The 23,593-nt window shown below is 62.4% G+C and carries 25 protein-coding genes and 1 pseudogene; 16 read left to right on the forward strand and 10 right to left on the reverse strand.

Translation table 11 applies throughout. The features are described 5' to 3' along the window. Positions 1–360, forward strand: a complete 360-nt coding sequence (locus ACYU03_RS25325; RefSeq protein WP_461887336.1) for a cupin domain-containing protein — start codon at positions 1–3, stop codon at positions 358–360. A gap of 80 nt (positions 361–440) precedes the next feature. Beyond that, positions 441–644 (forward strand): I78 family peptidase inhibitor, encoded by a 204-nt coding sequence (locus ACYU03_RS25330; protein ID WP_461887337.1) that lies wholly within the window; start codon positions 441–443, stop codon positions 642–644. Between the two features lie 68 nt (positions 645–712). Here ACYU03_RS25330 and rpmG read toward each other — a convergent pair whose 3' ends face one another. Continuing rightward, positions 713–868, reverse strand: coding sequence for a 50S ribosomal protein L33 (gene rpmG / locus ACYU03_RS25335; RefSeq protein WP_012703270.1), 156 nt, complete (start codon positions 866–868; stop codon positions 713–715). Positions 869–879: 11 nt separating this feature from the next. Next, entirely contained in the window at positions 880–1,116 is a 237-nt protein-coding gene (gene rpmB, locus ACYU03_RS25340; RefSeq protein ID WP_461887338.1) for a 50S ribosomal protein L28, read from the reverse strand. 361 nt (positions 1,117–1,477) lie between these two features. On the opposite strand from rpmB, the gene ACYU03_RS25345 reads away from it, so the two are divergent. Beyond that, positions 1,478–3,067 carry an ABC transporter substrate-binding protein gene (locus tag ACYU03_RS25345; RefSeq protein WP_461887339.1) on the forward strand — a complete coding sequence of 530 codons (1,590 nt, stop codon included), beginning with the start codon at positions 1,478–1,480 and terminating at the stop codon, positions 3,065–3,067. Here ACYU03_RS25345 and radC read toward each other — a convergent pair. Next, entirely contained in the window at positions 3,051–3,737 is a 687-nt protein-coding gene (gene radC / locus ACYU03_RS25350; protein WP_461887340.1) for a RadC family protein, read from the reverse strand. The genes ACYU03_RS25345 and radC overlap by 17 nt on opposite strands. A 133-nt stretch (positions 3,738–3,870) precedes the next feature. Between radC and coaBC the strand changes: the two genes are divergently transcribed. The 4 genes and pseudogenes from coaBC (at position 3,871) to argB (ending at position 7,987) form a co-directional block, all read left to right on the forward strand. Further along, positions 3,871–5,079: a bifunctional phosphopantothenoylcysteine decarboxylase/phosphopantothenate--cysteine ligase CoaBC gene (gene coaBC, locus ACYU03_RS25355; protein WP_461887341.1), complete on the forward strand. Its 1,209-nt coding sequence runs from the start codon at positions 3,871–3,873 to the stop codon at positions 5,077–5,079. 9 nt (positions 5,080–5,088) lie between these two features. Then, complete coding sequence (dut, locus tag ACYU03_RS25360; RefSeq protein ID WP_461887342.1) at positions 5,089–5,544, forward strand: dUTP diphosphatase; 456 nt, start codon at positions 5,089–5,091, stop codon at positions 5,542–5,544. 130 nt (positions 5,545–5,674) lie between these two features. Continuing rightward, positions 5,675–7,051: pseudogene (locus tag ACYU03_RS25365) on the forward strand (phosphomannomutase/phosphoglucomutase); the annotation flags it as partial. Positions 7,052–7,081: 30 nt separating this feature from the next. Then, positions 7,082–7,987, forward strand: coding sequence for an acetylglutamate kinase (argB, locus tag ACYU03_RS25370; RefSeq protein ID WP_461887343.1), 906 nt, complete (start codon positions 7,082–7,084; stop codon positions 7,985–7,987). A 197-nt stretch (positions 7,988–8,184) separates the two neighbouring features. Here the strand turns inward: argB and pyrE are convergent, their stop codons facing one another. Continuing rightward, positions 8,185–8,826, reverse strand: coding sequence for an orotate phosphoribosyltransferase (pyrE, locus tag ACYU03_RS25375; protein WP_461887344.1), 642 nt, complete (start codon positions 8,824–8,826; stop codon positions 8,185–8,187). Between the two features lie 80 nt (positions 8,827–8,906). On the opposite strand from pyrE, the gene ACYU03_RS25380 reads away from it, so the two are divergent. Next, entirely contained in the window at positions 8,907–9,686 is a 780-nt protein-coding gene (locus ACYU03_RS25380) for an exodeoxyribonuclease III (RefSeq protein ID WP_461887345.1), read from the forward strand. A gap of 58 nt (positions 9,687–9,744) precedes the next feature. On the opposite strand, the gene ACYU03_RS25385 is transcribed toward ACYU03_RS25380, so the two are convergent. Continuing rightward, the gene (locus ACYU03_RS25385; RefSeq protein WP_461887346.1) at positions 9,745–10,113 is read right to left on the reverse strand and encodes a DUF4870 domain-containing protein; all 369 of its coding nucleotides are present in this window, start codon (positions 10,111–10,113) and stop codon (positions 9,745–9,747) included. A gap of 16 nt (positions 10,114–10,129) precedes the next feature. Then, positions 10,130–10,852: a ribonuclease PH gene (gene rph / locus ACYU03_RS25390; protein WP_461887347.1), complete on the reverse strand. Its 723-nt coding sequence runs from the start codon at positions 10,850–10,852 to the stop codon at positions 10,130–10,132. 223 nt (positions 10,853–11,075) lie between these two features. Between rph and ACYU03_RS25395 the strand changes: the two genes are divergently transcribed. Then, on the forward strand, positions 11,076–11,939 hold the full coding sequence (locus ACYU03_RS25395) for a YicC/YloC family endoribonuclease (protein ID WP_461887348.1): 864 nt from the start codon (positions 11,076–11,078) through the stop codon (positions 11,937–11,939). A 9-nt stretch (positions 11,940–11,948) separates the two neighbouring features. Continuing rightward, complete coding sequence (gmk, locus tag ACYU03_RS25400) at positions 11,949–12,569, forward strand: guanylate kinase (RefSeq protein ID WP_461887349.1); 621 nt, start codon at positions 11,949–11,951, stop codon at positions 12,567–12,569. A gap of 88 nt (positions 12,570–12,657) precedes the next feature. Here gmk and ACYU03_RS25405 read toward each other — a convergent pair whose 3' ends face one another. From ACYU03_RS25405 to ACYU03_RS25415, 3 genes are all read right to left on the reverse strand, one after another. Beyond that, the gene (locus ACYU03_RS25405) at positions 12,658–14,205 is read right to left on the reverse strand and encodes an APC family permease (RefSeq protein ID WP_461887350.1); all 1,548 of its coding nucleotides are present in this window, start codon (positions 14,203–14,205) and stop codon (positions 12,658–12,660) included. A gap of 103 nt (positions 14,206–14,308) precedes the next feature. After that, the gene (locus ACYU03_RS25410) at positions 14,309–15,103 is read right to left on the reverse strand and encodes a gamma-glutamyl-gamma-aminobutyrate hydrolase family protein (RefSeq protein ID WP_461887351.1); all 795 of its coding nucleotides are present in this window, start codon (positions 15,101–15,103) and stop codon (positions 14,309–14,311) included. A 4-nt stretch (positions 15,104–15,107) separates the two neighbouring features. Further along, positions 15,108–16,490, reverse strand: a complete 1,383-nt coding sequence (locus tag ACYU03_RS25415) for a glutamine synthetase family protein (protein ID WP_461887352.1) — start codon at positions 16,488–16,490, stop codon at positions 15,108–15,110. Between the two features lie 244 nt (positions 16,491–16,734). Here ACYU03_RS25415 and ACYU03_RS25420 point away from each other — a divergent pair, with 244 nt between their 5' ends. From ACYU03_RS25420 to ACYU03_RS25440, 5 genes are all read left to right on the forward strand, one after another. Next, positions 16,735–17,610 (forward strand): LysR family transcriptional regulator, encoded by an 876-nt coding sequence (locus ACYU03_RS25420; RefSeq protein WP_461887353.1) that lies wholly within the window; start codon positions 16,735–16,737, stop codon positions 17,608–17,610. Positions 17,611–17,776: 166 nt separating this feature from the next. Then, positions 17,777–18,040, forward strand: coding sequence for a DNA-directed RNA polymerase subunit omega (rpoZ, locus tag ACYU03_RS25425; RefSeq protein ID WP_461887354.1), 264 nt, complete (start codon positions 17,777–17,779; stop codon positions 18,038–18,040). 59 nt (positions 18,041–18,099) lie between these two features. Continuing rightward, positions 18,100–20,208, forward strand: coding sequence for a bifunctional GTP diphosphokinase/guanosine-3',5'-bis pyrophosphate 3'-pyrophosphohydrolase (gene spoT / locus ACYU03_RS25430; protein ID WP_461887355.1), 2,109 nt, complete (start codon positions 18,100–18,102; stop codon positions 20,206–20,208). A gap of 23 nt (positions 20,209–20,231) precedes the next feature. Continuing rightward, the gene (locus tag ACYU03_RS25435; protein ID WP_461887356.1) at positions 20,232–20,612 is read left to right on the forward strand and encodes a RidA family protein; all 381 of its coding nucleotides are present in this window, start codon (positions 20,232–20,234) and stop codon (positions 20,610–20,612) included. A gap of 52 nt (positions 20,613–20,664) precedes the next feature. After that, the gene (locus ACYU03_RS25440; protein ID WP_461887357.1) at positions 20,665–21,399 is read left to right on the forward strand and encodes a hypothetical protein; all 735 of its coding nucleotides are present in this window, start codon (positions 20,665–20,667) and stop codon (positions 21,397–21,399) included. Between the two features lie 137 nt (positions 21,400–21,536). Here the strand turns inward: ACYU03_RS25440 and ACYU03_RS25445 are convergent, their stop codons facing one another. After that, positions 21,537–22,394 (reverse strand): SDR family oxidoreductase, encoded by an 858-nt coding sequence (locus ACYU03_RS25445; RefSeq protein ID WP_461887358.1) that lies wholly within the window; start codon positions 22,392–22,394, stop codon positions 21,537–21,539. Positions 22,395–22,588: 194 nt separating this feature from the next. On the opposite strand from ACYU03_RS25445, the gene exbB reads away from it, so the two are divergent. Beyond that, positions 22,589–23,590, forward strand: coding sequence for a tonB-system energizer ExbB (exbB, locus tag ACYU03_RS25450; RefSeq protein ID WP_461887359.1), 1,002 nt, complete (start codon positions 22,589–22,591; stop codon positions 23,588–23,590). Positions 23,591–23,593: the final 3 nt, after the last annotated feature.

A 23,593-nucleotide genomic window follows, 5' to 3' on the forward strand; every position in this document is an offset into this window, starting at 1 on the left:
ATGAGCATCGACCAGATCATAGACTTTGCCCAGGCCATCACCGAAGCCGAACGCTACCGTCCGGCAGCGGAGAAGATCCTCAAGGGCGACCCGGACCAAGCAGTCTACAACCACTATTCGAGCCCTTGCGGCCAATTTGCCGCCGGTGTCTGGGAAGGGGCCGTCGGTCAATGGACGGTGAACTACACCGAGCACGAGTATTGCGAGATCGTCCAGGGGGTATCGGTGCTGCGCGATGAGGCCGGCAGCGCCAAGACCCTGCGCACTGGGGATCGCTTCGTCATTCCGGCAGGCTTCAAGGGCACCTGGGAAGTGCTGGAGCCTTGCCGCAAGATCTACGTGATGTTCGAGCAGAAGTAATAGATACCGCAGGCGCAGGAGCGGCCCTCGCGAACATGGCCTGGCCCATACGGGTAATCACTCATGAAAGGAGTCAGACCATGACCAATGAAGAAGCCCTGCAAGCCTTGGAAACGTTGATCGGCACCCCTTACGAACCGAGCGTCAAGGCCACGATCAGCGAACTGACCGGCCGCCTGCGTGTAGTAGGCCCCAGCGAATTCACCACCCGTGAGTACGACCTGCAGCGCATCACGATCGTCGTGGACGAGGACGATGCCATCCAGGGCTTCCGCTTCGGTTGATCCCGCGATTCTTGTGCCCATAAAAAAACCCGCATCCAAAGATGCGGGTTTTTTTGGTTGCCGATCAATTACTTGATCTTGGCTTCCTTGTAGATCACGTGCTTACGGACGACCGGATCGTACTTCTTGATCTCGATCTTGTCCGGAGTAGTGCGCTTGTTCTTGTCAGTGGTGTAGAAGTGGCCAGTGCCAGCACTCGAAACCAGACGGATCAATTCACGCATGATTGTCTCCCTTAGACCTTGGCGCCGCTACGGCGAATGTCGACCAGAACGGCATCGATGCCGCGCTTGTCGATGATACGCATGCCCTTGGCGGAAACGCGCAGACGCACGAAACGCTTCTCGGACTCGACCCAGAAGCGATGGTGCTGCAGGTTCGGCAGGAAACGACGACGGGTTTTGTTGTTTGCGTGGGAAATGTTGTTCCCGGTTACCGGACCCTTACCGGTAACTTGACAGACTCTCGACATGCCTCAGCCCTCTAAAACCACATGCCCAACCCGGCATGGGTTGGCCGCTTAATCTCTCAGTCTTTGGCGCCAGGCGCCGTGTTTCCGGGGGTCTTATCGACCAGGCCCATCAAAGCGACAGGTCGAGCCCCTAGAAAAGAGCGCTGCTTTATACCAGAAAGACTGCGCCACAACAACAGAAGATGTGCATTGCCCTGAGGCTGAGTGCGCGCGGCCAGCATAGCGACAAGGCCAACGGACTGTCGACCGCTCGTCGCCGGATTTGTAAAAAAGGGTGTGGTCATTTGCTAGCCGGCGAACTAGGGTAGGACGTTTCCAGACTGCACTGGCAGATGGGCCATTGATCAGCCAAGGAGTCACCATGCGTGCCGCTGTCCTTCCCCTGTTGTTCACCACCCTGTTCGCTTCGGCCATGACCCAGGCCGCGGCCCTGAGTGTCTGCACCGAAGCGAGCCCAGAAGGCTTCGACGTGGTCCAATACAACTCACTGACCACCACCAACGCCTCGGCCGACGTGCTGATGAACCGCCTGGTCGAGTTCGATGCCCAGGAAGGCAAGGTAGTGCCCAGCCTGGCGGAAAGCTGGACGGTGTCGGAGGACGGCCTGGTCTATGACTTCAAGCTGCGCTCCGGAGTGAAGTTCCACAGCACGCCGTATTTCAAGCCGAGCCGCGAGCTGGATGCCGATGACGTGCTGTTCAGTTTCCAACGCATGCTCTACCCCGCCCACGCTTGGCACAAGATCGCCCAGAGCGGCTACCCACACGCCCAGTCCCTGCAGTTGCCGAGCCTGATCAAGCTGATCGAAGCCCCCGACCCACAGAGCGTACGCTTCACCCTCACCCATGCGGACGCCACGTTCCTGGCCACCCTGAGCATGGGCTTCGCTTCGATCTACTCCGCCGAGTACGCCGACAAGCTGCTCAAGGCCGGCACCCCGGAGAAGCTCAACAGCCAGCCCATCGGCACCGGCCCCTTCGTGTTCAACCGCTTCCAGAAGGACGCGGTGATCCGCTACCGCGCCAACCCTGACTATTTCGCTGGCAAACCTGCAGTCGACCCGCTGATCTATGCCATCACTCCGGATGCCAACGTGCGCCTGCAGAAGCTCAAGCGCAACGAGTGCCAGATCGCCCTGTCACCCAAGCCGCTGGATATTGCCGAGGCTGCCAAGGACAGCAACCTGAAGGTGGGAAGTACCCCCGCCTTCATGACTGCCTTCGTCGCCATCAACAGCCAGCACCCGCCACTGGACAAGTCGGAAGTACGCCAGGCCATCAACCTGGCCTTCGACAAGCCGAACTACCTCAAGGCCGTGTTCGAAGACACCGCCACTGCCGCCAACGGCCCCTACCCGCCCAATACCTGGAGCTATGCCAAGGACCTGCCCGGCTATCCCACCGACCTGAAAAAAGCCCAGGCGCTGCTGGCCAAGGCCGGCCTCCCCGAGGGCTTCAGCACCACGATCTGGACCCGCCCCTCGGGCAGCCTACTCAACCCCAATCCCAGCCTCGGCGCACAGATGCTGCAAGCCGACCTGGCCAAAATCGGCATCAAGGCCGAGATCCGCGTGATCGAATGGGGCGAGTTGATCCGCCGGGCCAAGGCCGGCGAGCACGACCTGCTGTTCATGGGCTGGGCCGGTGACAATGGTGACCCGGATAACTTCCTGACCCCGCAGTTCGCCTGCTCGGCAGTGAAGTCCGGGACCAACTTCGCCCGCTACTGCGACAACCGCCTTGACCAGTTGATCAACGCCGGACGCACCACCAGTGACCAGAGCGTGCGCAGCCGCCTGTACCAGCAGGCCCAGGCGCTGATCCAGCAGCAGGCACTGTGGCTGCCGCTGGCGCACCCGACGGCGGCAGCTCTGATACGCCAGGGGGTCGAGGACTACCAGGTGAGCCCCTTTGGCCGTCAGGACTTCGCCACGGTCAAGGTGTCGCGCTGAACCAGCCGTGCTCGACCATCGACAGCGGCTCGCCGTCGCCGATGATGATGTGATCGAGCACGCGCACGTCGATAAGCCCCAGTGCTTGCTTCAGCACCAGAGTCACATGAAGGTCATCCGGGCTAGGATCGGGCACGCCGGAGGGGTGGTTGTGACACAGGATCAACGCTGCGGCGTTCTTGGCGAGCGCCCGCCTCACGACTTGCCGCGGGTGTACGCTGGCCTGGTTGATGGTCCCGTGGAACAACGCCTCGAAGCCCAATGAGCGATGCTTGGCATCAAGAAAAAGACACCCGAAGACTTCATGCGGCTCATGGCGCAGTTGAGCCTTGAGGTACTGGCGCACCGCCTCGGGGCTTTCCAGCGCGGAATCGCGTTGCAGCCCTTCTGCCAAATGGCGCCGGGCCAACTCCATGATGGCCTGCAACTGCGCGTACTTTGCCGTTCCCAACCCCAGTCCGCGATTGAAGTCCTTGCGGTCAGCCTCCAGCAGGCCGCGAAACCCTCCGAACCGTCCGAGCAGATTGCGGGCAAGGTCCACAGCGCTGAGCCCACTGACCCCGGTTCGTAGAAAGATTGCCAGCAGCTCGGCATCCGACAGGCTCGCCGCTCCCTGTTCCAACAGCTTCTCCCTCGGACGTTCCATTAGCGGCCAATCTCGAATACTCATCCCATCTCCCTATGCTGTGGCGTCGCGCGTAGGCCGCAAACGCTGTGTTAATCTATTTCGTCCCGTTTACAGCGACGATCTGCCGCAGGCAGCCATCGTCGCCGCGTGCTTTCACTGAACAAAAGGCAAGCCTATGCAGCGGCTGTATCGCAAGCGCATCGTTCTCGGCGTGGGTGGCGGCATTGCCGCCTACAAGAGCGCCGAGCTGATTCGTCGACTCCTGGAACACGGTGCGCAGGTGCGCGTCGTCATGACCCGTGGCGGTGCCGAGTTCATCACGCCGCTGACCCTGCAAGCGCTCTCGGGTCACCCGGTACACATGGACCTGCTCGACCCTGCCGCCGAGGCAGCCATGGGGCATATCGAGCTGGCCAAGTGGGCCGACTTGGTGCTGATCGCCCCAGCCACCGCCGACCTCATGGCCCGCCTGGCCCAGGGCATGGCCAACGACCTGCTGACCACGCTGGTGCTGGCCACCGACGCCACCGTGGCCGTTGCCCCGGCGATGAATCAGGCCATGTGGCGCGATCCGGCCACCCAGGCCAACCTCGACCTGCTGCAAAGCCGTGGCATCCAGGTGTACGGCCCGGCCTCCGGCAGCCAGGCCTGTGGCGACGTCGGCCTGGGCCGTATGCTCGAAGCCAACGACCTGGCATGGTTCGCAGCAGAAAGCTTCAAGCGCCAGTCGCTGACCGGCAAACACGTGTTGATCACCGCTGGTCCGACCCAGGAAAACATCGATCCGGTGCGCTACATCACTAATCATAGCTCCGGGAAGATGGGCTTCGCCCTGGCCGAGGCAGCGGCGGAAGCCGGTGCTCGGGTGACCCTCGTCACCGGCCCCGTGCACCTGCCGACCCCGGACCGGGTCACGCGGATCGACGTGGTGAGCGCGCGCGACATGCTCGCGGCCTGCGAGGCGGCCATGCCCTGCGACCTGTTCATCGCTTCAGCGGCGGTCGCGGACTACCGCCCGGAAGTGGTTGCCCCGCAAAAACTCAAGAAAGACCCTACGACTGGCGACGGCCTGCTGCTGCAGATGGTGCGCAATCCAGATATCCTCGCCACCATCGCCGGACGTCCTGACCGCCCATTCAGCGTCGGCTTCGCCGCCGAGACCGAGCACCTGCTCGATTACGCCACGCGCAAGCTCAAGGACAAGAACCTCGACCTGATCGTCGCCAATGATGTGGCCAACCCCAGCATCGGCTTCAACAGTGAGGAAAACGCCCTCACCGTGATCGATCGCCAGCAACACCAAACCCTTTTCGCGCAGACCAGCAAGGGCAAGATCGCCCGCCAGCTGGTCGCCTTCATCGCCGAACGGCTCAACCAGGTCTGATACGTTTACATGCACGCTCTCCAAGCCAAGATCCTCGACCCCCGCATTGGCAGCGAATTCCCCCTGCCACAGTACGCCACGCCTGGCTCCGCCGGCCTGGACCTGCGCGCCATGCTCAAGGAAGACACTGTCCTGGAGCCGGGCCAGACCCTGCTCATCCCCACCGGCCTGTCGGTCTACATCGGTGATCCCGGCCTGGCCGCGTTGATCCTGCCGCGTTCGGGCCTGGGCCATAAGCACGGCATCGTGCTGGGCAACCTGGTCGGCCTGATCGATTCCGACTACCAGGGCGAACTGATGGTGTCCTGCTGGAACCGTGGCCAGACCCCTTTCACCATTGCCATCGGCGAGCGCATCGCGCAATTGGTGTTGGTCCCAGTGGTGCAGGCACACTTCGACATCGTCGAGTCGTTCGACGAAAGCCAGCGCGGCGCGGGCGGCTTCGGCCACTCCGGCAGCCACTGAGTCGATAAACAACCCTCGAGGCCATGGATGGCGAACTCTCCGGCGCAACCATCATCCAAGCGTTCTATTTGCGTCATCCCAGAGGCCTTTGACAATTGAAGCTCCAGAGATGAATGACATGGCCAACCTGGCACCCGCACTGCCCGACAGCATCTTCCGCGCCTATGACATCCGTGGCGTGGTCGGCAAGACCCTGACCGGTGAAACCGCCTACTGGATCGGCCGCGCCATCGGCGCCCAGAGCCTGGCCCAGGGCGAACCCCAGGTCTCGGTCGGCCGCGATGGCCGTTTGTCCGGGCCGATGCTGGTGGAGCAATTGATCAAGGGCCTGGCTGACGCAGGTTGCCAGGTCAGCGATGTCGGCCTGGTGCCGACTCCAGCCCTGTACTTCGCCGCCAACGTCCTGGCCGGCAAGTCGGGGGTGATGCTCACTGGCAGCCACAATCCACCGGACTACAACGGCTTCAAGATCGTCATCGCCGGCGATACCCTGGCCAATGAGCAGATCCAGGCCCTGCTGACCCGCCTCAAGACCAACGACCTGAGCCGTGGCGAAGGTCGCGTGGAAAAGGTCAAGATCCTCGATCGCTACTCCCAGAAGATCATCGCCGACATCAAACTGGCGAAGCCGCTCAAGGTCGTGGTGGATTGCGGCAACGGCGCCGCCGGGGTTATCGCGCCTCAGTTGATCGAAGCCTTGGGCTGCGAGGTCATCCCGCTGTTCTGCGATGTCGACGGCAACTTCCCCAACCATCACCCGGACCCGGGCAAGCCTGAAAACCTCGAAGACCTGATCGCCAAGGTCAAGGAGACCGGCGCGGACCTCGGCCTGGCCTTCGACGGTGACGGCGACCGCGTCGGCGTGGTGACCAACACCGGCACCATCGTCTACCCCGACCGCTTGCTGATGCTGTTCGCCCTGGATGTACTGGAGCGCAATCCGGGCGCCGAGATCATCTTCGACGTCAAATGCACCCGACGCCTGACCCCACTGATCGAGCAACACGGCGGCCGCGCACTAATGTGGAAAACCGGTCACTCGTTGATCAAGAAGAAGATGAAGGAAACCGGTTCGCTGCTGGCAGGCGAAATGAGCGGGCATATCTTCATCAAGGAACGCTGGTACGGTTTCGACGACGGTATCTACAGTGCCGTGCGCCTGCTGGAGATCCTCAGCAAGGCAGAACAGGATGCCGAAACCCTGTTTGCCGCGTTCCCGAACGACATTTCCACGCCGGAACTCAATATTGATGTGACCGACGAGGGTAAATTCAGCATCATTGATGCACTGCAACGCGACGCCGACTGGGGTGACGCCAGCCTGACCACCATCGACGGTGTGCGGGTCGACTACACCCAGGGCTGGGGCCTGGTCCGCGCCTCCAACACCACACCGGTGCTGGTCCTGCGCTTCGAGGCCGACAATGACGCCGAGTTGCAACGTATCAAGGATGTTTTCCGCGCCCAGTTGCTGCGGGTTGCCCCTGAGCTGCAACTGCCGTTCTGACCGACTATCTGTTCCTTACTGGAGCCCTGCATGACCCTCGACCGCGATGCCGCTTCCCATGTCGCCCAGGTACTGTCCGAAGCGCTGCCTTACATTCGCCGCTTTGTCGGCAAGACCCTGGTGATCAAGTACGGCGGCAACGCGATGGAGAGCGAAGAGCTCAAGACCGGCTTCGCCCGTGACATCGTGCTGATGAAGGCCGTGGGCATCAACCCTGTAGTGGTGCACGGCGGCGGCCCGCAGATCGGCGACCTGCTCAAGCGCCTGTCGATCGAAAGCCACTTCATCGATGGCATGCGCGTCACCGACTCGCAGACCATGGACGTGGTGGAGATGGTCCTCGGCGGCCAGGTGAACAAGGACATCGTCAACCTGATCAACCGCCATGGCGGCAGCGCCATCGGCTTGACCGGCAAGGACGCGGAGTTGATCCGCGCCAAGAAGCTCACCGTCAGCCGTCAGACCCCGGAGATGACCACTCCGGAAATCATCGATATCGGCCATGTCGGCGAAGTCGTCGGGGTCAACACCGAGCTGCTGAACATGCTGGTCAAGGGCGACTTCATCCCGGTGATCGCACCGATCGGCGTGGGAGCCAACGGTGAGTCGTACAACATCAACGCCGACCTGGTGGCTGGCAAGGTGGCCGAGGCGCTGAAGGCCGAGAAGCTGATGTTGTTGACCAACATCGCGGGCCTGATGGACAAGCAGGGCCAAGTGCTGACCGGCCTGACCACCGAGCAAGTCAACGAACTGATCGCCGACGGCACCATCTACGGCGGCATGCTACCGAAGATCAAGTGCGCCCTGGAAGCGGTGCAAGGTGGCGTGAACAGCTCGCACATCATCGATGGCCGCGTACCCAATGCCGTACTGCTGGAGATCTTCACCGACAGCGGCGTGGGTACCCTGATCACCAACCGCAAGCCACGCTGAGGTTCTCAGGCAGTCCCGGAAGACGAAAAAGGCGACCCCTGAGGGCAATGCTGTTCACTTAAGCTGGGGTGCCTTCAGGTGGGGCTGCTACGCAGCCCATCGCGACACAAGGCCGCTCCCACAGAGGGCTTGTGTCGCGATGGGACGCGCAGCGGCCCCAAACCATACTCAGGGCTCGCCTTGTTCGTGGGGATGGATCAGATCCCGTACTGAGCCCGATACGCCTCCACAGCCGGCAGGTGCTGCTTGAGCTGCGGGTCATCGGCCAGGAACTCCAGCACCTGGGTCAGCGACACGATGCTGACCACCGGGATACCGAAGTCGCGCTCCACTTCCTGGATCGCCGACAGCTCGCCATTGCCACGCTCTTCGCGGTTCAGGGCGATCAGAACGCCAGCGGCCTTGGCCTGCTGCGCGCTGATGATTTGCATGACTTCGCGGATGGCGGTGCCGGCGGTGATCACGTCGTCGATGATCAGTACATCACCGGCCAGCGGCGCGCCGACCAGGCTGCCGCCTTCGCCATGGTCCTTGGCTTCCTTGCGGTTGAAGCACCATGGCACGTCGAGCTGGTGTTGCTCGGCCAGGGCTACCGCGGTAGCGGATGCCAGGGGAATACCTTTGTAGGCCGGGCCAAAAAGCACGTCGAAAGGGATCTTGCTGTCGACGATGGCCGCCGCGTAGCAACGCCCCAACTGAGCCAGGGCCGAACCGCTGTTGAACAGGCCTGCATTGAAGAAATACGGGCTGGTACGCCCCGATTTCAGGGTGAACTCACCGAAGCGCAGAACCCCGCGATCGATGGCAAAACGAATAAAGTCGCGTTGATACGGCTGCATGAAGAGTCCCGGACACCACGGATTTAGCTAAATGAGTTGAGCTCGGGTATCATACACGCACGAGATTTTTGGGGCCATTTATGCGGATCATCAGTGTGAACGTGAATGGCATTCAGGCTGCGGCCGAGCGTGGATTGCTCAGCTGGCTGCAAGCCCAGAATGCCGACGTCATCTGCCTTCAGGATACCCGCGCCTCGGCCTTTGAACTCGACGACCCGGCTTTTCAGCTCGATGGCTACTTCCTTTATGCCTGCGACGCGGAAGTGCCTGCCCAAGGTGGCGTGGCACTGTACTCGCGGTTGCAGCCCAAGGCAGTCATCAGCGGCCTGGGCTTCGAGACAGCCGACCGCTACGGGCGTTACCTGCAGGCCGATTTCGACAAGGTAAGCATCGCCAGCTTGTTGCTGCCTTCCGGTATGAACGGCGACGAAGACTTGAACCAGAAGTTCAAGTTGATGGACGACTTCGCCAAGTACCTGGACAAGCAACGTCGCAAGCGTCGCGAATACATCTATTGCGGCTCGCTCTATGTGGCGCAGCAGAAGCTCGACATCAAGAACTGGCGTGACAGCCAGCAGTCGCCGGGCTTCCTGCCTCCGGAGCGGGCTTGGATGGATACGATCATCGGGGACATGGGCTATGTCGACGCGCTGCGTGAAGTCAGCCGTGAAGGCGACCAGTACAGCTGGTGGCCGGACAACGAGCAGGCCGAGATGCTCAACCTGGGCTATCGCTTCGACTACCAAGTGCTCACGCCAGGCTTGCGTCGCTTCGTGCGCAGCGCACGCCTGCCGCGCCAGCCACGCTTCTCCCAGCACGCGCCATTGATCGTGGACTACGACTGGACGCTGACCATCTAAGGATGACAGGCACAAAAAAGCCGACTTCGAGTCGGCTTCTTTGTGCCTGTCATGTCGGTTACTTGATCGGACGCCAGATCAACGGGTAGCGGTAGGGCTGCCCTTCGTTGGCCCTGACACCGGCCAGGATGATCAGGATCAGCACCGCGATCACCAGGATGGCGAACAGCACCACGCCCACCAGCACGAACATCAGCAGGAAGCAGATGAAGGCGGCGATGGTCACGCTGATCTGGAAGTTCAGCGCTTCCTTGCCCTGGGCATCAATGAAAGGGTCCAGCTCACGCTTCCAGATCCACATCACCAATGGGCCCAGCAGGCTGCCCAGGGGAACGACCAGCCCAAGCAGGGCAGACAGGTGGCAGAACATCGCCCACTGCCGGATCTCGGCGTTGGGTGGCGGCACCGGCAAGGTCGGATCGCTCATGCCCTGCACCTCCTTGTCAGTCAGCCAGCGAAGCTTTTTGCAGTTCGAACAGGTCGCCCATGCCTTTCTGCGCCAGCGCCAGCATGGCGTTCAGCTCTTCAGGCTGGAACGGTGCGCCTTCGGCGGTACCCTGGACTTCGATGAAGCCACCCGCGCTGGTCATGACCACGTTCAGGTCGGTCTCGGCAGCCGAGTCTTCCAGGTAGTCGAGGTCGAGCACCGCCTCGCCTTGGTACATGCCCACCGAGACGGCGGCGATCATGTGCTTGAGCGGATCCCCGCCCTTGAGGCCGCCACGCTTCTTGACCACACGCAGGGCATCGACCAACGCGACCATGGCGCCAGTGATCGAAGCGGTACGGGTACCGCCATCGGCCTGGATCACGTCGCAATCGACGTACAGAGTGATGTCTCCCAGCTTGCTCATGTCTAGCGCAGCACGCAGAGAACGGCCGATCAGACGCTGGATCTCCAGGGTGCGGCCACCCTGCTTGCCACGGCTGGCTTCACGCTGGTTACGCTCGCCGGTGGAGCGCGGCAGCATACCGTACTCGGCGGTCAGCCAGCCCTGGCCCTGGCCTTTGAGGAAGCGGGGGACACCATTCTCGACGCTGACCGTGCAGACGACCTTGGTGTCGCCGAACTCGACCAGTACCGATCCCTCGGCGTGCTTGGTGTAGTTGCGGGTGATGCGGATCGAGCGAAGCTGATCGGCGGCGCGACCACTTGGACGTTTCATCTGGGATACCTGTACTGGGACTTGAATCTGCCGAGCATTATAAGGCCCCGTGTGCCGTGAAGACATGCCTATTGTCGCAGGGCTGCTCCCTGTCGGCTTTTTCCGCAGCCTTTTGGCAGCTTTGTACCGTGGCTGGATTGGGCGCAGGCGCCGCACTGCGCTACAATCCTGCGCCTTGCAGCCGAAAGGCTTCCCTTTCACACGACTCCGCGAGGTACTCCCGATGGTGCATAGCATGACCGCTTTTGCTCGAGTCGAGCGCGCCGGCAGCCAAGGCACCCTGGTCTGGGAGCTACGCTCGGTCAATCACCGCTACCTTGAACCCCACCTGCGCCTGCCAGAGGCCCTGCGCGACCTCGAAGGCGCCGTGCGCGAAAGCCTGCGCCAGGGCCTGTCGCGTGGCAAAGTGGAATGCACCCTGCGCCTGAACGAAGACAGCACCGGCAAACCGCTGCAAGTCGACCGCGAGCGTGCCGCGCAGTTGGTCGCGGCCGCCGAGACCGTGGCCAGCCTGATCAAGCAGCCGGCCCCGCTCAACCCTCTTGAGGTCCTGGCCTGGCCGGGCGTGCTGGTGGCCGATGCCAGCGATCCGCAGGCATTGAATGCCGAGGCGATGGCTCTGTTCGAAGAAGCCTTGAAGGAACTGAAGGCCGGGCGCAACCGAGAAGGCGCTGAGCTGGCCCGCCTGATCAATGAGCGCCTGGACGGCATGACTGCCGAGGTCACCACCCTGCGCGCCCTGGTGCCGCAGATGCTGGCCGCGCAGCGGCAGAAGATCCTCGACCGCTTTGGTGACCTGCAGGCCGAGCTCGACCCGCAGCGCCTGGAACAGGAAATGGTCCTGCTGGCGCAGAAAAGTGACGTCGCCGAGGAACTCGACCGCCTCAGCACCCACATCACCGAAGTACGCCGGGTGCTCAAGTCCGGTGGCGCCGCCGGGAGGCGCCTGGACTTCCTGATGCAGGAGCTCAACCGCGAAGCCAACACCCTCGGCTCCAAGGCCTTCGACCCACGCAGCACTCAGGCGGCAGTCAACCTCAAGGTGCTGATCGAACAGATGCGTGAACAAGTACAGAATATCGAGTAACCCCCTACCATGAACCACAGCAGCGGTACCCTCTACATCGTCTCGGCGCCCTCCGGCGCCGGCAAGACCAGCCTGGTCAAGGCCCTGACCGACGCCGACTCGGGCATTCGCGTCTCGGTCTCGCATACCACCCGCGCCATGCGCCCGGGTGAGCAGCACGGGGTGAACTACCACTTCGTCGAGCACGTCGAGTTCAAAGCCCTGATCGATCAGGGCGACTTCCTCGAGCATGCTGAAGTGTTCGGCAATTTCTACGGCACCTCCCGCAGCGCCCTGCAGCAGACCCTCGACCAGGGTTTCGACCTGATCCTTGAGATCGACTGGCAAGGGGCCCAGCAGGTTCGCGCACTGATGCCCGAGGCCCGCTCGATTTTCATTCTGCCGCCCAGCCAGCAGGCCCTACGCCAGCGCCTGAACAACCGGGGTCAGGACAGCGACGAAATCATCGAAGGTCGGATGCGCGAAGCGGTCAGCGAGATGGTGCACTACAACGAGTACGACTACGTCATCATCAATGACGAGTTCGCCACTGCCCTCGAAGACCTCAAGGCAGTCTTCCGTGCCAATCGCCTGGAGCAGAAGAACCAGCAACAGCGTCATGGCGCGCTGCTCAAGCAATTGCTCGCCTGAACAGCGCCAGCCTTAGCATGGGACAGGGCCGCTGTGCCTTGCATCGCCTTCTGAGGATAGCGATGCAAGGCGCCAGCCTTGCCATGGCTTACGACTGCACAGGCAGCATCGCCTGCTGGCGCAGGGTCGCGCCGAGGAAGTAAGCCGGCGCACGCCAGCGCGAGAGCACCATCAGCACGATACCCAGTATCGAGATGATCATCGCGATCACGAACACCAGCCCCAAGCCGCCGACATGCGAGCCGCTGCCGAACTCCGGCGAGGCGCTGTCGATTGCGGTACGCACGAAGATCACCGACAGGATCACCCCGCCCAGCAAAGGACACACGCCACGCATCAAGAAGTGGCGCACGCTGCCGAACAGGCTGTGGCGGAAGTACCAGACACAGGCGAAGGCTGTCAGCGAGTAGTAGAAGCAGATCATCATACCCAGCGCAGTAATGGTGTCGGCCAGTACGTTCTCGCTCAGGGTGCGCATGGTCACGTAGAAGATGCCGGCAGCGACGCCTGCGCAGATGGTGGCGTAGCGTGGAGTCTGCGAGCGCGGGCAAACGCTGGCAAAGCGCTGCGGCACCGCCCCGTAGTAGCCCATGGCGAGCAGGGTGCGGGCTGGCGACATGAAAGTCGACTGCAACGACGCCGCGGTGCTGGCCAGCACCGCGATCGACATCAAGATCGCCAGTGGTCCCATGACCGGACCGGCCAGGTGAGCGAAGACGTTTTCCTGGATGCGCGGGTTACCCAAGCCAAGGCCAACATCGCTGATCCCGGCGAACTGCAGGGTGGCGATCGCGGTGAGCAGGTACAAGCCGAGGATCAGCAGTACGGTCACGGTAGCGGCCCGGCCAGGCACCTCTTCGCTGCCCACGGACTCCTCACTGACGGTCAGGCACACGTCCCAACCCCAGAAGATGAAGATCGACAGGGAAAGACCGGCGGCAAAGGCGGAGAAGGAGTCGACACCAAAAGGGTTGAACCAGTCGAAGTCGAACTGCAGCGGCGGTGGTGCCGTCGTCTCACCGAAGGCGGCGAAGGCAAAGCCGATCAACACCACCAGTTGCAGGGCCACCAGGCCATATTGCACGGTCATGGTCGTGCCCATGCCCCGGCAACAGATCCACACAGCCAGGGCGATGAACACACAACAGGTGGATATGTTGACCAACAGATTGTCAGCCAGCGCCGCCACCTCGTGCTTGCCCGTGATCTGCCCCAGGAAGAGATAGAAGAAGTCGACCGCAACGCCGGCCAAGTTGGATAGAACGATGGTCGTGGCGGTGACCAGGCCCCAGCCACCGATCCAGCCGATCATTGGCCCGAAGGCGCGTGCCGACCAGGTGAAGGAGGTGCCGCTGTCCGGCTCGGCCGCATTGAGTTCGCGGTAACCCAGGGCAACCAGCAGCATCGGCAGAAAGCCGACAATGAACACTGCCGGCAAATGAGCGCCGACCTCCCGCACGGTCGGGCCAAGGGCTCCGGTCAGGGTATAGACCGGGGCGATGGTGGAGATGCCCAGCACCACGGTGGCCAGCAGGCCCAAACGCCCCTTGGCGAGGCCTTTACCAGGCGCTTTGGCAGAACTGCCCGCCTGCCCCGCCACATCGGGGGGGCGGCCGGCTTCAGTGTATTCGCTCATGAGTATTTGCCGTCGATATTGGTATTGTTTTTCAGGGCCTCCCGTAGAAGGCCCGCTTTCACTCATTGAAAGCTCGCTGCGAGGGTCGAGTCTTCCGAGACTTTCAGGCGACGTCAGAATGTTTTCTGCCGATAGCCCTCCCCGCCGCGTAGGCACTGCAGGCCTCACGGAACGCCTGGAACAGGCGCAGCGAGACCGGGTTTTCGGCGAAACGCCATTCCGGATGCCATTGCACGCCGAGCACGAAGCCCGGCGCATCTTCCATGGACACCGCTTCGATCAGGCCATCCGGGGCCCGTGCCTCGACACGCAGGCCAGCAGCCAGGCGGTCGATGCCCTGACTGTGCAGCGAGTTGACCTCGAACTGCGCCGCCAGTCCCAGGCGCTCGAACACCCCGCCAGGCTCGATGCTGACTGGATGTCGAAGGCCGTATTGCACATCCAGAGGCGCATCGTACGGCTCGCGATGGTCCAGGTAGCCAGGCAACTCATGGACCCGTTGATGCAGCGAACCACCCAACGCCACGTTCAATTCCTGAAACCCGCGGCAGATACAGAACACCGGCACGCCTGCGGCAATGGCCGCCTGCAGCAACGGCAGGGTAAGGCGGTCGCGCGCAACGTCGTGATGCGTCCCCTGCGCACTGGGGGCGCCATTGTAATGATGCGGCTCGACATTTGAAGGCGAACCGGTAAAAAGAATGCCGTCCAGGTGGGCCAGCAGGGCTTGCGGATCGCTCGGCTCGTCACGCGCTGGGAGGATCAGCGGGATGCCGGCGAAGCCCGCGGCCTCGACGTACTTGTCGCCCACGGTGTGCGACGAGTTTTTGCCAACCTGTTGACGACAGGCGCTGACACCGATCAGGGGGCCAGACATCCGGCTTGCGATCTTGTTCATGGGCTTACACCGTGTGCAGGTACCAGTTGTATTCCAGGTCGGAGATCGAAACTTCGAACTCGGCCAGCTCGCTTTCCTTGCAGGCGACGAAGATGTCGATGTAGTCCGGGCTGATGTACTTGTTCAGGATCTCGCTGTCGTCCAGCTCGCGCAGGGCATCGCGCAGGTTGTTCGGCAGGCTCTGCTCCAACTGTTCGTAGGCGTTGCCTTCAATCGGCGCACCCGGCTCGACCTGGTTGGTCAGCCCATGGTGGATGCCGGACAGAATGGCCGACAGCATCAGGTAGGGGTTGGCATCGGCGCCAGCCACCCGGTGCTCGATACGCACCGCATCGCTGCTGCCGGTGGGCACGCGGACGGCCACGGTACGGTTGTCCAGGCCCCAGCTCGGCGCATTGGGCACGTAGAACTGCGCGCCAAAGCGACGGTAGGAGTTGACGTTCGGGCAAAGGAAGGCCATCGACGCTGGCAAGGTCTCCAGCACACCACCTACGGCATGGCGCAGGGCGTCACTCTGCAACGGGTCGTCACTGCTGAAGATGTTCTTGCCAGTCTTCTTGTCCAGCAGTGAGATGTGCACGTGCAAGCCGTTGCCCGCCTGGCCCGGATAGGGCTTGGCCATGAAGGTGGAATCCATCTCATGGTCATAGGCGATGTTCTTGATCAGGCGCTTGAGCAGGATCGCGTAGTCGCAAGCCTTGAAGGGGTCGGCGACATGATGCAAGTTGACCTCGAACTGCGCCGGGGCGCTTTCCTTGACAATGGCATCGGCAGGCAAGCCCTGCTCCTTGGCCGCCTCGAGCATGTCTTGCAGGCAGTCGGCGTACTCGTCCAGGTCGTCGATCAGGTAGACCTGGGTCGACTGCGGGCGCTTACCGGAAATGGGCGAACGCGGTGGCTGCGGACGGCCGTTGAGGTTGTCCTGGTCGATCAGGTAGAACTCCAGCTCGAAAGCGGCGCAAATCTGCAAGCCCAATTCATCGAACTTGCTCACCACCTGGCGCAGCACTTCACGCGGGTCAGCGAAGAACGGCGTGCCGTCGAGCTCATGCATGGTCATCAGCAGTTGCGCGGTCGGGCGCTTTTGCCAGGGCTCGTAGGAGAGGGTATCGGGAATCGGATAGCAGATACGGTCGGCATCGCCGATATCCAGGCCCAGGCCCGTACTTTCGACGGTCGAGCCATTGATGTCCAAGGCAAACAGCGAGGCCGGCAGGTTGATGCCCTTCTCGTAGACCTTGTGCAGGCTAGCGCGCTCGATCCGCTTGCCACGCACCACGCCGTTCATGTCGGAGATCAGCAGGTCGACGAACTGCGTATCCGGATGGGCCTGGAGGAAGTCATTCATCTCGCTGGAAGGGCTGGCGCACGGGGTTACCGACGTCATGGCTGTACATCCTTTGATTTCAATGGTGCGGCGATGTGAGGGGATACGGCGTGCGCCTCTCAGGCGGCGATGGCTGATTCTGTTGTTGTTCTTGCTTTCCCATCGTGGGGAAGGGCCTGCACGGCGCTCAAGGCACCTGCACAAACCTGTGACAACCCGATGAATTGATTCCCGGGTGCCGTTTCACTATAAAATGGCTCCCACGCAACAGACATTGGCATTTCGGCAAGCAGAGCGTGCGTCCATGCAATATCAGATCACCCATGCCGACCTCTCCCTGGTCCTGGCTCTTGAACGCGGTCGATCCCTGGCCAAGGCCGCCGAGCTGCTCAAGGTCGATGTCTCCACGGTATTCCGTTCGATCCGCCGCCTGGAGTCGGCATTGGGCACCGCGCTGTTCGTCAAGAGCCGCAAGGGCTACTTGCCGACCGACACCGCCCAGGCCCTGGCTGAGCAGGCCGAACGCGCCGAGCAAGCGCTGGATGCCGCAAGGATCGCCCTGACAAGCGGCGAACAGGTCGTCAGCGGCACGGTGCGCCTGACCTGCACCGAGGCGGTATTGCACAGTCTGCTGCTGCCCGCACTGTCGACCTTCATGCCCAACTACCCGGCACTGTCGCTGGAGCTCGGCACTTCCAATACGTTCGCCAACCTCAACCGGCGCGATGCCGACATCGCCTTGCGCCTGACCAATACGCCACCGGAACACCTGGTGGGCCGCTGCCTCGGCTCGACGTCCTATGTCGTCTGCGGGCGCCCAGAGTTCCGCGAGCGTCTTGCCGAGTCGCCGGCCAACGTGCCCTGGATCGCCCCGGACGACGCCATGCAGGACCACCCCACAGTGGTCTGGCGCAACCAACAATTCCCCGGCCTGATGCCGCGCTACCACTGCAGCGGTATGTCGACCATCGCCCAACTGGTCAGCAGTGGCATGGGCGTGGCGGCCCTGGCCGACTACATGGTGCATGGCCTGCCGGGCGTCGAAGCCCTGAGCGACGCCCTGCCCGGCTGCGACACCCAGCTCTGGCTGCTGACCCGTCCGGACTGCCGTGCCCTGCGGTCGGTGCAGGCTCTGTTCGAGGAACTGACCCCGCGCTTGCGCGACGCCATGCTGCGCTAACACCTCATCCGCTGTTGTGCAGCGGCCCTCTGAGCCGCTATTGTCGGCTCCAGGCGACGGTGGAACTGAAATCAGCCCTTCCCTAATGGCTGGTGATTTTTTAAACTATCGAGTCCGCCCGCCCATTCTGGGCACCGCGCATACCGCATTTGCTACGAGGAAGACCATGGCCCGCGTAACCGTTGAAGATTGCCTAGAACACGTGGATAACCGTTTTGAGCTGGTCATGCTCTCTACCAAGCGTGCCCGTCAGCTGGCCACCGGCGGCAAAGAGCCGAAAGTGGCATGGGAAAACGACAAGCCAACCGTCGTTGCCCTGCGTGAAATCGCTGAAGGCATCGTCACCCCCGAGTTCATCGCCGCCGAAGAGATCGTCACCGAGGATCCGGTCTTCGCCGCGTTCGAGGACGAGGCCAACGAGGCGGTCTAAGCCATGCCTGGTCGACGTCGTACGGCGCAGGTCCCCGCTCCTCGGCAGGAGGTAATCCTGTGCCGAGCATAGACGCCCTCGCCGATCGTCTGTCGACCTACCTCGGCCCCGACCAGGTCAACCTGGTGCGCCGAGCCTATTTCTATGCCGAACAAGCCCACGACGGCCAACGCCGCCGCAGTGGCGAAGCTTATGTGACCCACCCACTGGCGGTGGCGAGCATCCTGGCCGACATGCACATGGACCACCAGAGCCTGATGGCCGCCATGTTGCACGATGTGATCGAAGACACCGGCATCGCCAAGGAAGCCCTCAGCGCGCAATTCGGCGAGACCGTCGCCGAACTGGTCGATGGGGTCAGCAAGCTGACCCAGATGAACTTCGAGACCAAAGCCGAGGCCCAGGCCGAGAACTTCCAGAAGATGGCCATGGCCATGGCCCGCGACATCCGCGTGATCCTGGTCAAGCTGGCCGACCGCCTGCACAACATGCGTACCCTGGAAGTGCTGTCAGGCGAGAAACGCCGCCGCATAGCCAAGGAAACCCTCGAGATCTATGCCCCCATCGCCAACCGCCTGGGGATGCACAGCGTGCGCGTCGAATTCGAGGACCTGGGCTTCAAGGCCATGCACCCGATGCGCTCTGCGCGCATCTACCAGGCCGTCAAGCGCGCACGCGGCAACCGCAAGGAAATCGTCAACAAGATCGAGCAGTCCCTGTCCCACTGCCTGGCCGTGGACGGCATCGAAGGCGAAGTCAGCGGCCGGCAGAAACACCTCTATGGCATCTACAAGAAGATGCGCGGCAAACGCCGCGCCTTCAACGAGATCATGGACGTCTACGCCTTCCGCATCATCGTCGATAAGGTTGACACCTGCTACCGCGTGCTTGGTGCCGTACACAACCTGTACAAGCCGCTGCCTGGCCGCTTCAAGGACTACATCGCGATCCCCAAGGCCAACGGCTACCAGTCGCTGCACACCACCTTGTTCGGCATGCACGGGGTGCCCATCGAGATCCAGATCCGCACCCGCGAAATGGAAGAGATGGCCAACAACGGCATCGCCGCCCATTGGCTGTACAAGTCCAGCGACGACGAACAACCCAAGGGCAGCCATGCCCGTGCCCGCCAATGGGTCAAGGGCGTGCTGGAAATGCAGCAGCGCGCAGGCAACTCCCTGGAGTTCATCGAAAGCGTGAAGATCGACCTGTTCCCGGACGAGGTCTACGTCTTCACGCCCAAGGGGCGGATCATGGAGCTGCCCAAAGGCTCCACCGCTGTCGACTTCGCCTACGCGGTGCATACCGATGTCGGCAACAGCTGCATCGCCTGCCGCATCAACCGACGCCTGGCACCGCTGTCCGAGCCCCTGCAGAGCGGCTCGACGGTGGAAATCGTCAGCGCCCCCGGCGCGCGCCCAAACCCGGCCTGGCTCAACTTCGTGGTCACCGGCAAGGCGCGCACCCACATCCGCCACGCCCTCAAGCAGCAACGCCGCTCCGAGTCGATCAGCCTCGGCGAACGCCTGCTGAACAAGGTGCTTACCGGTTTCGACAGCAGTCTGGACAAAATCCCCCAGGAGCGCATCAAGGCCATCCTTTCCGAGTACCGCCTGGAGCTGGTCGAAGACCTGCTGGAAGACATCGGCCTCGGCAACCGCATGGCCTACGTGGTCGCCCGCCGTCTGCTGTCCGCCGAAGGCGAGCAACTGCCAAGCCCCGAAGGCCCGCTGGCCATCCGCGGCACCGAAGGCCTGGTCCTCAGCTATGCCAAGTGCTGCACGCCGATTCCGGGGGACCCGATCGTCGGCCACCTGTCCGCCGGCAAAGGCATGGTCGTGCACCTGGAAAACTGCCGCAACATCAGTGAAATCCGCCACAATCCCGAGAAGTGCCTGCAGCTCTCCTGGGCCAAAGACGTCACTGGCGAATTCAATGTCGAGCTGCGCGTCGAGCTCGAACACCAGCGCGGCCTGATCGCCTTACTGGCCAGCAGTGTTAATGCCGCCGACGGCAACATCGAGAAAATCAGCATGGACGAACGCGACGGCCGTATAAGCGTGGTCCAGTTGGTGGTCAGCGTGCGCGATCGCGTGCACCTGGCCCGCGTGATCAAGAAGCTGCGTACCCTGACCGGCGTGATCCGCATCACCCGCATGCGTACGTAGTCCGACAACAGCAAGGAGTCATCATGACCAAGACCGTCATCAACAGCGACAAGGCCCCTGCCGCCATCGGCACCTACTCCCAGGCGATCAAGGCCGGCAATACCGTATACATGTCCGGGCAGATCCCGCTGGACCCGAAAACCATGGAGCTGGTCGAAGGCTTCGAAGCCCAGACCGTCCAGGTCTTCGAGAACCTCAAGGCCGTTGCCGAAGCCGCTGGCGGTTCGTTCAAGGACATCGTCAAGCTGAACATCTTCCTGACCGACCTAAGCCACTTCGCCAAGGTCAACGAGATCATGGGCCGCTACTTCGAGCAGCCCTATCCAGCCCGAGCAGCCATCGGCGTTGCTGCCCTGCCACGCGGTTCGCAAGTCGAGATGGACGCCATTCTGGTCCTCGAGTAATACCCTCGGTGGCGGGTACCACGCCCGCCACCTCCCTCCTGAAGGCATCTCCATGCGCCATGCATTGACCCTCTCGCTGGTAGCCCTGCTGCTGGCCGGCTGCGCCAGCCACAAGCCCGAAGATTACAACGGCATCTGGATCAACCAGAACGCCATCGACGCCGCCACCAAAGGCACCAGCCTGCGCCAGGCCCTGGCCAGCAATGGCCCGAACTTCGAATGGAAGGTCGATGTGGCCCGCCAACAAGCCAGCTACGCCAATGGCTTCGAAGTTGCCGAAGGGCAACTGGACGCTGACGAAAAGCAATGGCGGGTGACATTCTTCAGCGATCAGAGCGAGCATCTGGCGCTGGATGGCAATCAACTGATCCAGGCCGGCAACCAGGGCGCGCCGCAGCAGAGTTTCAAGAAGGCCCTATCCCCTGCGTCCAGCACCGCTCCTACCGGCAGCAGTTTCGAGAAAGCGCTCTACGGCGCCTACCTGGGCGGCAATTGGAAGATCATCGAAGGGCCGGGCAAAGGCGGCATTGTCCACTTCCATGACAACGGCAGTGTCGATGGCCTGCCGGAACTGGATCGCTATGCACTGTGCCTGGCCGGCGACTGCGCCACCATCAGCGGCGAGTACGACAGCCTTTGGCTGGAGCGTAACCAACGGGGTAACCCATGGATCTTCAAGCGCGACGGTGACAGCCTCGAAATCCTGCGGGCACGCAACAGCGCCCAGCCGGATGAAATGCCACAACTGGCGCCTGGCCCTCGCCAATGGCTGCTCGAGCGCGATTGATTCTGCGTCTCCCGAGTAACGGCCCATCGCGCACAAGGCCATTTAACACACCCTCAGGCGCTGCATCCATGAGAGTGACCTTGTGTCGCGATTGAGGACAAGGTCCTCGCCGACCCTCAGCGAAAAGATCTTGCCCCTCAGCTACGCCCTTCGAGTATCGCGGCATAACCTTCCCTATAGCTCGGGTACTGCGGTGACCAGCCCAATGCACGGGCTCGTGCATTGCTGCAACGCTTGCTGCCGGTACGGCGCACCCGCTGCTGCTCGGACCATTCGGTGACACCCATGCGTGCTCTTAGCCAGGCCACGACCTCAGCCAGTGGCGCCGGGTCATCGTCAACGCCGATATAGCACTCATCGAGCGTCACGCCCCGGGCATCAGCCTGCAACAAGAAGGCGAGCAGGCCGGCGGCATCCTCGGCATGGATGCGGTTGCCATACAAAGGAGGCTCCTCGGCTACGCGATAACCTTGGCGCACCTGACTGAGCAACCACTCCCGCCCCGGGCCGTAGATCCCGGTCAAGCGCACCAGAGTGCTGGGAATCCCGCTATCGAGCGCCAGGCGCTCGGCCTCGAGCATGACCCGCCCCGAGTAGCCTTCCGGCGTGGTGGCGGCGGTTTCGTCGATCCACTCCCCTTCCTGCTGGGCATAGACACTGCTGCTGGAAACGAACAGCAAGCGACGCGGACGCTGCTCCTTCGCCTCCAGCCATTTCAGGACATTGCGCAAGCCTTCGACATAAGCCGCCTGATAACCGGATTCGTCATGCTGGCTGGCTGCCACGCAGTACACCAAGTAGTCAGGCGCACGCTCCGGCCAGGCGGCAGGACAACGCCTGTCGGACAAATCAGCTGCGACCGGCTGCACCCCCGCCGGCAACTGATCGACCGAACGCCTCAACCCACTGACTTGCCAATTGCAGGCCAGCAATTGCCTGGCCAAACGGCCGCCGACATCACCACAGCCGACGATCAATGCAGAACGCGCAGACATCACTAAACTCCATAGACCAAAGATTCAGCCTAGCCGGATTAGCCGATAAGCGGCTAGGCGAAGGTGAAAAAAAGTAACTTTATTACTTCTGCTAACAAGAATTACTTGCAATAATGGCGCCCTCATTTGTTCTCGGCCCGCCTCGAGGCCTTGAAGGACACTCACCATTTTCTTCTTCATCAGGTCCGGCCAGCATGACACGTACTCAACCTTCCGCTTCGCCAACCACGTCGCGCGCATGGCGCGCCATTGCCGCGCTGATGTTCAGCCTGGTACTGGCGCCGGCCGCCATGGCCGATGAGCCAGTCGCACCAGCAACCAACACTCCTGCGGTCGAAGCTGCCCCTGCAACGCCAGCAGCACCTGGTAGCGATCCAGCAGTTGCCGCTCCCGAGGCAGCCACCGATGCCGCCGACCCGGCGCAAGCACCTGCCGATGCCCAGGCAGCGGCGGACGAGAACGTTGAAGCGCTGGTCGAAGACACCACCTTGGGCATGGCCCACGACCTGTCCCCATGGGGCATGTACAAGAACGCCGACATCGTGGTCAAGATCGTCATGATCGGCCTGGTCATCGCTTCGATCATCACCTGGACCATCTGGATCGCCAAGGGCTTCGAGCTGCTGGGCGCCAAGCGCCGCCTGCGCGGCGAAATCGCCGGGCTGAAGCAGTCCGCCAGCCTCAAGGAAGCCAGCGAAGCCTCGAACAAGGAAGGTACCTTGGCCCACTTGCTGGTCCATGACGCCCTGGAAGAGATGCGCCTCTCGGCCAACACCCGTGAGAAGGAAGGTATCAAGGAGCGCGTCGCCTTCCGTCTCGAACGCCTGGTTGCCGCCAGTGGCCGCAACATGAGCAGCGGCACCGGCGTCCTCGCCACTATCGGTTCCACAGCACCGTTCGTCGGCCTGTTCGGTACCGTGTGGGGAATCATGAACAGCTTCATCGGCATCGCCAAGACCCAAACCACCAACCTGGCCGTGGTCGCACCGGGTATCGCCGAAGCCCTGCTGGCCACTGCCCTGGGCCTGGTCGCCGCGATCCCTGCCGTGGTCATCTACAACGTCTTCGCCCGCTCCATCGCCGGCTACAAGGCTCAGGTCTCAGACGCTTCGGCCCAGGTCCTGCTGCTGGTCAGCCGCGACCTGGACCATCAGTCCGGCGAGCGCACCGCCCCCCACATGGTGAAAGTGGGGTAAGCC

Source organism: Pseudomonas sp. X10, from assembly GCF_054889225.1.